This is a genomic window from Vescimonas sanitatis, assembly GCF_049060325.1.
Classification (GTDB): domain Bacteria; phylum Bacillota; class Clostridia; order Oscillospirales; family Oscillospiraceae; genus Vescimonas; species Vescimonas sanitatis.
In genome coordinates this window covers 1-243 of record NZ_JBMGPW010000065.1, presented here as the reverse complement: position 1 = coordinate 243, position 243 = coordinate 1, and the positions used below count along the sequence as shown (strand labels likewise).

General features: G+C 47.3%; 1 protein-coding gene. It reads left to right on the top strand.

The window, feature by feature from the left end; all coding sequences use genetic code 11:
* On the top strand, nucleotides 1-243 hold a 243-nt coding region (locus tag ACOMDU_RS13775; protein ID WP_421130723.1), incomplete at both ends, for a tyrosine-type recombinase/integrase.

The following is a 243-nucleotide window of genomic DNA, read 5'->3' as shown; positions in this document are numbered from 1 at the left end:
AGAGGCGATTGCGCTGATCCTGCGCCAGCCGGATACATCCACTCTCAGCGGCAGAAGAGATGCCACTATCCTGTGTTTTCTTTATGATACAGCAGCCCGTGTGCAGGAAATCTGTGACTTATGTATTGAAGATGTCCGTCTTGATTATCCTGCAAGTGTCAAGATCCTTGGTAAAGGCAGAAAAACCAGGGTAGTTCCCATTTTGCCGGCAACGGCGCAGAACTTGAAAAAATATCTTACTGA